The 203-nt window shown below is 44.3% G+C and carries 1 tRNA gene; it reads left to right on the top strand.

The window, feature by feature from the left end:
- Positions 1-59: 59 nt before the first annotated feature.
- A tRNA-Ala gene (locus LNL84_RS19715) sits at positions 60-135 on the top strand.
- Positions 136-203: the final 68 nt, after the last annotated feature.

The raw sequence follows: 203 nt of genomic DNA, 5'->3' as shown, positions 1-203 counted from the left end.
GATGAGTACCCACACAGATTGATACGGTTTAGAAGTTAAGAGTAAGAACTTTTCCAGATGGGGCTATAGCTCAGCTGGGAGAGCGCTTCGCTGGCAGCGAAGAGGTCTGCGGTTCGATCCCGCATAGCTCCACCATCTTTAAGTGTTCTTTTCTAGTGATATGAGATACAAGAATCTTTAAAAATGGTTTCGACAGAAATCAC

Source organism: Vibrio gelatinilyticus (genome assembly GCF_022836845.1).
GTDB lineage: Bacteria > Pseudomonadota > Gammaproteobacteria > Enterobacterales > Vibrionaceae > Vibrio > Vibrio gelatinilyticus.
Note: the sequence above shows the minus strand (reverse complement) of the source record. Positions and strands in the feature narration are given on the sequence as shown.